Raw genomic sequence first — 9,524 nt, 5'->3', positions numbered from 1 at the left:
TCGGTCGAGGCGTGCCACCACGCCACCCCCCCCCCCAGGTGAGGTCTCGAACAGGCTTTTTCTTTTGTCCCTCACCGAAACCCCGCCATTGAAAAATCACCCTGGTATTTGCCGCTCTTGCTGCCACGAACAGCTTGATTTCGTTATGCTAGCAACCGTGAAAATGCGTGTCCAACGCGCAGCTATGCTTTTGCCTGATCACAGGCGTGATAGTGTCATGTCAGACAAATCAAGCGAGGCAAACGGCAGGATATGAAGACACGGCATTTCGACCGCATCGGCAATGGCGGCATCAGTTTCACCGAGCTCGGCTTCGGCGCGGCGCCGCTCGGCAATCTCTACCGTGCCGTCTCCGACGAGGACGCCAACGCCACGCTGGAGGCCGCCTGGGCGACCGGCTGCCGCTACTACGACACCGCGCCGCTCTATGGGCTCGGCCTCTCGGAAACGCGGCTCAACCCGTTCCTGCGCGGCAAGAAGCGCGACGACTATGTGCTGTCGAGCAAGGTCGGCCGCATCATGCGTGCCTGCCCGCCCGAAGAGCGCACCGGCATCGGCAAGTTCTTCGACACGCCATCACGCCGCGAGGTGTACGACTACAGCTATGACGGTGTCATGCGCTCGTTCGAAGCCTCGCTTGAGCGCCTCGGCGTCGACCGGATCGACATCCTCTTCGTGCACGATGTCGACATCTTCACGCATGGCAGCAAGGAAGCCTCCGACCGGCGCATCGAGGAGTTCATGCGCTCGGGCTATTACGGCCTGCTGTCGCTGCGCGACCAGGGCGTGATCAAGGCGTTCGGCGGCGGCATCAATGAGTGGCAGGTCGCGCAGACGCTGGCTGAGCGCGGCGACTTCGACCTGTTCCTGCTGGCGGGGCGCTATACGCTCTTGGAACAGGAGGCGCTGACGTCCTTCCTGCCGCTCTGCCAGGCACGCGGCATCGGCATCGTTCTCGGCGGACCCTACAACTCCGGCATCCTCGCAACAGGGCCGAAGCCCGGATCCTACTACAACTACTCCGAAGCGCCGAAGGACATACTCGACCGGGTCGCCGGGATCGAGAACGTCTGCAAGCGTCATGGTGTCAGGCTGATCGAGGCCGCCCTGCAATTCCCGCTGCTGCATCCTTCAGTCGTTTCGGTGATCCCCGGTGGCCAACGGCCGAGCGAAGTCGAGAGCAATCGCTCGCTGCTCGATGCGAAACTGCCCGCAGCACTTTGGGCGGACCTCAAGGAGGAAGGTCTTATGCGCACTGATGCGCCGACCGCATAAGCCGGCCGCGTCGCGTCAGCGTCGGGCACCAAAATGAAAAGCCGGGCAAGCCCGGCTTTTCTGGTCGCATGAACCGGCGTAGGGCACCAAAATGAAAAGCCGGGCAAGCCCGGCTTTTCTGGTCGCATGAACCAACGTAGGGCACCAAAATGAAAAGCCGGGCAAGCCCGGCTTTTCTGGTCGCATGAACCAACGTAGGGCACCAAAATGAAAAGCCGGGCAAGCCCGGCTTTTCTGAGGTCTCTGAAAAGAAAAAACGCTTAGTTGACTGCGTCCTTGAGGCCTTTGCCGGCCGAGAACTTCGGCACGGTACGCGCCGGGATCTTCACTTCGGCGCCGGTCTGAGGATTGCGGCCGGTCGAGGCGGCACGCTTTGACACGGTGAAATTGCCAAAGCCGACAAGCCGGACATCGCCGCCCTTCTTCAGTTCGCCGGTGATCACGGAAAATACCGCATCGACCGCCGACTGCGCGTCACCCTTCGAAATGCTCGCGGCGTCGGCGACAGCGGACACCAGTTCGTTCTTGTTCATAAAAATTCCCTTCCATGAGAACACCGGAACTATCGACTCATCCGGCAGGAAACGGACTTTAGAAAGAAGCGCTCCCGCAACCAAGTCGAAAAGGCAGGAAAAAAGCGGAAAAAGCCCGGAATTCCGGGGTTTTTCACATGAAAAAGCCGGGCGTCAGGCCCGGCTCTCCGTTTGTGCGCTGCAACCTCGACGAAAACCAACGCATGGCCCCGAAAACCGTAGCCGGTTTGCGGCAAGGGCCATGCGCAAGTCTAAGCGTTAGAGCGTCCTTTGTGCGTCCAGATGGACGCCCGGCGCTCTAATGCGCCAGGGACTTTCCAGCGTCGTCGGCACTGTCTGTCGCAGCCGGCGGATTGACCGGCTCGACCCATTCGATCGGCTCCGGCATACGCACCAGCGCGTGGCGCAACACCTCGCCGACACGTGAGACAGGAATGATCTCCATGCCGTTCTTCACATTGTCCGGAATCTCCGCCAGATCCTTGGCATTGTCTTCCGGGATCAGCACCTTCTTGATGCCGCCGCGCAGTGCGGCGAGCAGCTTCTCCTTGAGCCCGCCGATCGGCAGGATGCGGCCGCGAAGCGTTATCTCGCCGGTCATCGCCACATCCGCCCGGACCGGAATACCCGTCAGTACCGACACAATAGCTGTCGCCATGGCAGCACCTGCAGACGGGCCGTCCTTCGGCGTGGCGCCTTCCGGCAAGTGCACGTGGATGTCGCGCTTGTCGAACAGCGGCGGCTCGATGCCGAAATCGACGGCGCGCGAGCGGACATAGGAGGCCGCCGCCGAAATCGATTCCTTCATCACGTCGCGCAAATTGCCGGTCACCGTCATGCGGCCCTTGCCGGGCATCATGACGCCTTCGACCGTCAGCAGCTCGCCGCCGACTTCCGTCCAGGCGAGTCCGGTAACGACACCGACCTGATCGTCAGCCTCGACCTGACCGAAGCGGAAGCGTTCAACACCGAGGTAATCGGCGAGGTTCGCCGCCGTGATGTTCACCGTCTTCTTCTTCGTCTTCAGGATCTCGGTCACCGCCTTGCGCCCGAGCTTCATCAGCTCGCGCTCGAGGCTTCTGACGCCCGCTTCACGGGTGTAGGTCTGGACGATGGCGCGGATCGCGTCCTCACCGACGGAAAACTCCTTCGGCTGCAGCGCGTGATCGCGGATCACCTTAGGCATCAGGTGCCGCTTGGCGATCTCGATCTTCTCGTCCTCGGTGTAGCCGGCGATACGGATGATCTCCATGCGGTCCATCAAGGGCGCCGGGATGTTCAGCGTGTTCGCCGTCGTCACGAACATGACGCTCGACAGATCGTATTCGACCTCGAGGTAGTGGTCCATGAACGTCGAATTCTGTTCCGGATCGAGGACCTCGAGCAACGCCGATGACGGATCGCCACGGAAGTCCTGGCCCATCTTGTCGATCTCGTCGAGCAGGAAGAGCGGGTTGGACTTCTTGGCCTTCTTCATCGACTGGATGACCTTGCCGGGCATCGAGCCGATATAGGTGCGCCGGTGGCCACGGATCTCGGCCTCGTCACGCACGCCGCCCAGCGCCATGCGGATGAACTCGCGTCCAGTCGCCTTGGCGATCGACTTGCCGAGCGAGGTCTTGCCGACACCGGGAGGGCCGACGAGGCACAGGATCGGCCCCTTCAGCTTCTTCTGGCGGCTTTGCACGGCGAGATACTCGACGATGCGCTCCTTGACCTTGTCGAGGCCGAAATGGTCGGTATCGAGCACGTTCTGCGCGAAAGCCAGATCCTGCTTGACCTTGGAGTTCTTGCCCCACGGGATAGACAGGATCCAGTCGAGATAGTTGCGCACGACGGTCGATTCAGCCGACATCGGCGACATCGTCCGGAGCTTCTTCAACTCGGCTTCCGCCTTTTCGCGGGCCTCCTTGGAGAGCTTGGTCTTCTTGATGCGCGCCTCGATCTCGGCGGCCTCGTCGCGGCCGTCCTCGCCTTCGCCGAGTTCCTTCTGGATCGCCTTCATCTGCTCGTTCAGGTAGTACTCGCGCTGCGTCTTCTCCATCTGGCGCTTGACACGCGAGCGGATGCGCTTCTCCACCTGCAGGACGGAGATTTCGGCTTCCATGAAGCCCATCGCCTTTTCCAGCCGCTCCTTGACCGAAAGCGTGGCCAGCATCTCCTGCTTCTCGGGGATCTTGATGGCGAGATGCGAGGCAACCGTGTCGGCGAGCTTGGAGTAGTCGTCGATCTGGCTGGCAGCACCCACCACTTCGGGCGAGATCTTCTTGTTCAGCTTGACGTAATTCTCGAAGTCGGTGACGACCGAACGCGCCAGCGCCTCAACCTCGACCTCTTCCTCTTCCGGCTCGACCAGCGCCGCGGCGCGGGCCTCGTGGAAATCGGGACGGTCAGTGAACGAGACGATTTTCGCACGCGAAGCGCCTTCGACCAGAACCTTGACGGTGCCGTCGGGCAGCTTGAGCAATTGCAGCACATTGGCGAGCGTGCCGATGTCGAAAATGGCATCGGGCTCGGGATCGTCATCGGCGGCATTCATCTGGGTGGCAAGCAGGATCTGCTTTTCCTGACCCATCACCTCTTCCAGCGCCTTGATCGACTTCTCACGCCCGACGAAGAGCGGAACGATCATATGCGGGAACACCACGATGTCGCGCAGTGGGAGAACTGCGAAGACGCCGTCGCTGGGTGCCTTGGATACTTTGGCCATTGTCCAACCTTTCATGTCGCGGCCGCTAATTGAGCCAACCGCGAATCTTATATTAACGACCGGGGATCGTTCCGCCTACCACCGTTTGTGACGGGAGTTTTACAGCACAGAAATCGGGCACCTCGGCCTTCTCCAGTTAGTTGGATGCACGACCCCCAAAGATCAAGGGGCGTGTCCAAATCCGCACTCCCAACCCGTCCGCGAGTGACACATTTGCGACGCCAGCCCGTACGCCGCGCAAAACCGCTGTGCGACAGCAAAACGGCGCCTTGCGGCGCCGTTTCAGAATTTCGCTGCGGGCTCATGTCAGGCGCTGACATTGCCCTTCTTTTCCTTCTGCTCGGAGTAGATGTAGAGCGGCCGGGCACTGCCGGTCACCACCTCCTCCGAAATCACCACTTCGCGCACGCCTTCGAGTGCGGGAAGCTCGAACATCGTGTCGAGCAGGATCGCCTCCATGATCGAACGCAGGCCGCGCGCGCCGGTCTTGCGCTCAATGGCGCGCTTGGCGATCGCCGAAAGAGCGTTCTCATGGAAGGTCAGGTCGACATTTTCCATCTCGAATAGCCGCTGATACTGCTTGACCAGCGCGTTCTTCGGCTCGGTCAGGATCTGGATCAGCGCCGGTTCGTCGAGGTCTTCCAGCGTCGCCAAGACCGGCAGACGGCCGACAAACTCAGGGATAAGACCGAACTTCAACAGGTCCTCGGGCTCGACCAGGCGGAAAACATCGCCAGTGCGGCGATCCTCCGGCGAAGCGACGACCGCGCCGAAGCCGATCGACGTCTTGCGGCCGCGATCCGAGATGATCTTGTCCAGCCCGGCGAAGGCGCCGCCGCAGATGAACAGGATGTTGGCTGTATCGACCTGCAGGAATTCCTGCTGCGGGTGCTTCCTGCCGCCCTGTGGCGGCACGGAGGCGACGGTGCCTTCCATGATCTTCAAGAGCGCCTGCTGCACGCCCTCGCCCGACACGTCGCGGGTGATCGAGGGATTGTCCGACTTGCGCGAAATCTTGTCGATTTCGTCGATGTAGACGATGCCGCGCTGGGCGCGCTCGACATTGTAGTCGGCCGACTGCAACAGCTTCAGGATGATGTTTTCGACGTCCTCGCCGACATAGCCGGCTTCGGTCAGCGTCGTCGCGTCAGCCATGGTGAACGGCACATCGATGATGCGGGCCAGCGTCTGCGCGAGCAGCGTCTTGCCGCAACCGGTCGGGCCGATCAAAAGGATGTTGGACTTCGCCAGTTCGACATCGTTGTTCTTGCCGGCATGCGCGAGGCGCTTGTAGTGATTGTGGACCGCCACCGACAGCACGCGCTTGGCGTAGGGCTGACCGATGACATAGTCGTCGAGAACCTTGAGGATCTCCTGCGGTGTCGGCACGCCTTCGCGCGACTTCACCATCGAGGTCTTGTTCTCTTCACGGATGATGTCCATGCAGAGTTCGACGCACTCGTCGCAGATGAAGACCGTCGGACCGGCGATCAGCTTGCGCACTTCGTGCTGGCTTTTGCCGCAAAACGAGCAGTAAAGCGTGTTCTTGGAATCGCCGCTGTTGTTGCCGACCTTGCTCATTTTCATGTCCTTTCATGGCCGCCCGCCGATGGTCTGGCTGAAAGGGCGCATACTCTATCTATCGCGGGAATCCGCCGCCGCCAGTGTGTCCCGGCTCCCGCAACGCATTCCGTACGAAACACAAATCAGAAAACGTGGCAATGATTCGCGACAACCCCGCATAAAGCTAAGCCGCCGAAACTCAACATAGCCTTAACGTAGGCAATCCTGTCCCCCGAGGGAACAGCCAATTGTGGCCGAAATGCCGCAAGACGCGCCAAAAGCGCGTGATGGTGCCATCCAACTGCCAACTTGCCTTTATGCCAGCGCCCCTTCGGCCGCCTCGCGCGACGAAATGACCTTGTCGATGAGGCCGAAATCCTTGGCTTCGTCGGCGGTCATGAACTGGTCGCGGTCGAGCGTTTTCTCGATCTCTTCATAGCTCTTGCCGGTGTGCTTGACGTAGACCTCGTTGAGGCGACGCTTCAGCTTGATGATATCCAGGGCATGGCGCTCGATGTCGGATGCCTGGCCCTGAAAGCCGCCGGAAGGCTGGTGAACCATGATGCGGGCGTTCGGCGTGGCAAAGCGCATGTCCTTGTGACCGGCAGTCAGGAGCAGCGAACCCATCGAAGCCGCCTGGCCGATGCAGAGCGTCGACACGGCCGGCTTGATGAACTGCATGGTGTCGTAGATCGCCATGCCCGAGGTGACGACGCCGCCCGGCGAATTGATGTAAAGGTTGATTTCCTTCTTCGGATTCTCAGCTTCGAGGAACAAAAGCTGCGCGCAGACCAGCGTCGCCATCCCGTCCTCGACCGGACCGGTGATGAAAATGATGCGCTCCTTGAGGAGGCGCGAGAAAATGTCGTAGGCCCGCTCGCCGCGATTGGTCTGTTCGACCACCATCGGAACGAGGTTCATGTAGGTTTCGACGGGGTTCTTCATCAGGTATCTCTTATCTCGCGGTGGGATTCCGGCGCCGGGAATGCCGGCAGATCGGGCAGAATCGGTTCTGGATCGTTATTCCGTAAATAGGATGCCGGCTCGTCCTTGTGCAAGGCCGACCCCTCCTAGCCATCTGGGTAAGTCGAATCAAGCTTTCTGACCAAGGATTCGCGGCGGCGGATGCTTCCGCGGGTCCGGAGCCGCATCGCCGGCCCCGCAACGTAGCAGTTTCTTAACCGCGTCACTTAACGAAATGCGCCGAAACCGCTTTTTTCCGAGACGGCTTCCTCTACAATTCAACGTTGAACTTATGCATAGAGTTCAACAGGGGGAGTGCCATGCCCGGGAAAACCGCATGCTTCACCATTGCCGGCCTGACCGTGCTCGGCACGATTTCGCAGACGGCGGCCGGCGGCCGCGCCGTCGAATGTTATGAGCCGGTCCGCAGTCCGGCCGTCTATGACACGGTCTATGAAGACGTGATGATCAGTCCGCCCGGTCAGCAGGTCGACTATATCGCCCCTATCTATGGCACGCGCGAGCGCGTCGTGATGACCGTTCCGGCGCAAGTGACCTACCAGATCGTACCGGCCGTCACCCGCACCGTCTACCGTACGGTCCGGGTCGATGGCGGCTATTCCTGGGAATGGCGCGTCATCCATGGCCGCAAGGTGCTGTGCAAGGTATGGCACAAGGCGCGCTACGAACGCGTCGCAGAGACCGTCGTGATCCAGCCCGAACGCACGCGGCGCGTCGTCATTCCCGCACAATATGACAGCATCGCCGAGGAGGTGCTGGTGCGGCCGGAACAAAGGCGCGTCATCGATGTCCCCGCCTCCTACCAGACCGTCGCGCGTCGTGTGTTGGTCCGGGAAGGCTCATCCAGTTGGCGGCGGGTGCATATTCCCAGGCATTGCCAGGATTAGCGCGCATGGCGTACCCTGCTTCGCAGCGGATCTCCGTTGGGCTGAGGGCATGCGCGACCTGGAAATTTCCAATCAGGAATTGTCAGACCTTGCCGAAGAAGCCTTGGCGCTTGCCAAAGGCTATTGGGCCTCCCTCGAGGAACGTCGGACGTATCCCACGACCAGCGGCAAACAGACGACGGAACTCTTCTCGCGGCCTTGGCAGGAGAGCGGTCGTGGTCGGGAAGTCTTGCAGGATTTCAAGTCGATAGCGGAGCATGTGCGGCCTTCAACCGGCAGGTTCTTCGGTTATGTCGTCGGCTCCGGCGAACCGATCGGCGCGCTGGGGGAATTGCTGGCTGCGGTGCTCAATCAGAATGTGACGTCGTGGCGCTCGGCACCGGCTGCGACATCGATCGAACGCGCCGTCGTCGAATGGTTGGCGGAGGCTGTCGGTTGCCCCGGATTTACAGGCAGCCTGTGCGGCGGCGGCTCGACGGCGAACCTCATGGCCCTGGCGATGGCGCGGGAAGCGAAGCTGCCAGCCAACGAAACAGGCGTGCGACCGTGCGTGATCTATGCTTCCGAGCAAGTGCACATGTCCATTCCCAAGGCCGTCGCGCTGTTGGGGATCGGTAGAAAAAATCTCCGTTTGATCCCTGTCGACGACAAATTCAGGATGCGGACGGATGCCCTCCAGGCAGCTATTGCAGCCGACCGCGGCATCGGCAACATGCCCATCGCCATCGTGGCCACGGCCGGCACCATCATCTCCGGTGCGATCGATCCCCTTCCCGAAATCGCAGACATTGCCCGCAGGGAAGCGTTGTGGATGCATGTCGATGGGGCCTATGGGGGACTGGCGGCCCTGACCGTCCCGGAAAAGTTCCAGGGACTGTCTTTGGCGGATTCGCTGTCGCTCGATGCGCACAAATGGCTCTATCAGCCACTCGATTGCGGCTGCCTGCTCAATCGCCACCCAGACATTGCGCGCACGACTTTCTCGCACAGCGACGACTACGTCAGGATATTGAGCGAAGACCCAACGGAAGCATTTGCATTCTTTGAAGAGTCGATCGAACTGTCTCGGCGCTTCCGTGCGCTGAAGCTCTGGATGTCGCTGCAGTATCACGGGCGCCGTGCCTATCGCGAAGCCATCGCGCGCGATCTCTACCATGCCCAGATGCTGGCACAGGCAATCGCTTCACAGCCGGAGCTTGAGCAGCTTGCGCCGGTATCGCTAAGCGCGGTCTGTTTCCGTCACCGCTCTAAGGACAATGAAGCGATCCTGCGCCGTGTGATCGCGCGCGGCCGCGTGTATCTGTCGAATGCAACGATCAACGGTCAATTCGCGCTGCGGGCGTGTTTCGTCAATCACAGGACGACCTTGGATGACGTTCGGGCGATTGTGTCCGAAGTCATTGCCGCCGCAGACGAACTCAATCATTGAACCGCTGCGGATTTGGCCTCGTGTTTCAGGCGACCTCCGCCCGCAGCCATGCCTTCAGACCGGCGATATCCCCATCGCCGACAGCAGCGGCAACGCGCCTGCCGACCGCCGCGCCGAACTTGTAGCCGTGGCCGGAGCATGCC

Annotated in this window: 7 protein-coding genes; 3 read left to right on the top strand and 4 right to left on the bottom strand. The window is 60.9% G+C overall.

Features of this window, described 5'->3' with window-relative positions:
* The first annotated feature begins 252 nt into the window (after positions 1 to 252).
* Positions 253 to 1,275 carry an aldo/keto reductase gene (locus tag EN991_RS11415; protein ID WP_127368769.1) on the top strand — a complete coding sequence of 341 codons (1,023 nt, stop codon included), beginning with the start codon at positions 253 to 255 and terminating at the stop codon, positions 1,273 to 1,275.
* A gap of 260 nt (positions 1,276 to 1,535) precedes the next feature.
* On the opposite strand, the gene EN991_RS11410 is transcribed toward EN991_RS11415, so the two are convergent.
* From EN991_RS11410 to clpP, 4 genes are all read right to left on the bottom strand, one after another.
* Positions 1,536 to 1,808, bottom strand: a complete 273-nt coding sequence (locus tag EN991_RS11410; protein WP_006201846.1) for an HU family DNA-binding protein — start codon at positions 1,806 to 1,808, stop codon at positions 1,536 to 1,538.
* Between the two features lie 298 nt (positions 1,809 to 2,106).
* A complete protein-coding gene (gene lon / locus EN991_RS11405; RefSeq protein ID WP_013532189.1) occupies positions 2,107 to 4,518 on the bottom strand; it encodes an endopeptidase La in 2,412 nt (803 codons plus the stop codon).
* A gap of 306 nt (positions 4,519 to 4,824) precedes the next feature.
* The gene (clpX, locus tag EN991_RS11400) at positions 4,825 to 6,099 is read right to left on the bottom strand and encodes an ATP-dependent Clp protease ATP-binding subunit ClpX (RefSeq protein WP_013532190.1); all 1,275 of its coding nucleotides are present in this window, start codon (positions 6,097 to 6,099) and stop codon (positions 4,825 to 4,827) included.
* Positions 6,100 to 6,396: 297 nt separating this feature from the next.
* The gene (gene clpP / locus EN991_RS11395) at positions 6,397 to 7,026 is read right to left on the bottom strand and encodes an ATP-dependent Clp endopeptidase proteolytic subunit ClpP (RefSeq protein ID WP_127368768.1); all 630 of its coding nucleotides are present in this window, start codon (positions 7,024 to 7,026) and stop codon (positions 6,397 to 6,399) included.
* A gap of 338 nt (positions 7,027 to 7,364) precedes the next feature.
* Here clpP and EN991_RS11390 point away from each other — a divergent pair, with 338 nt between their 5' ends.
* Positions 7,365 to 7,952, top strand: coding sequence for a hypothetical protein (locus EN991_RS11390; RefSeq protein WP_127368767.1), 588 nt, complete (start codon positions 7,365 to 7,367; stop codon positions 7,950 to 7,952).
* Between the two features lie 49 nt (positions 7,953 to 8,001).
* Positions 8,002 to 9,381, top strand: coding sequence for a pyridoxal-dependent decarboxylase (locus EN991_RS11385; protein WP_127368766.1), 1,380 nt, complete (start codon positions 8,002 to 8,004; stop codon positions 9,379 to 9,381).
* The last annotated feature ends 143 nt before the right edge of the window (positions 9,382 to 9,524 follow it).

Origin of the sequence: Mesorhizobium sp. M7A.F.Ca.US.005.03.2.1 (genome assembly GCF_003997795.1) — a bacterium.
GTDB lineage: Bacteria > Pseudomonadota > Alphaproteobacteria > Rhizobiales > Rhizobiaceae > Mesorhizobium > Mesorhizobium ciceri.
The sequence above is the reverse complement of the archived record's forward strand: the minus strand, read 5'-3'. Positions and strand labels throughout refer to the sequence as shown.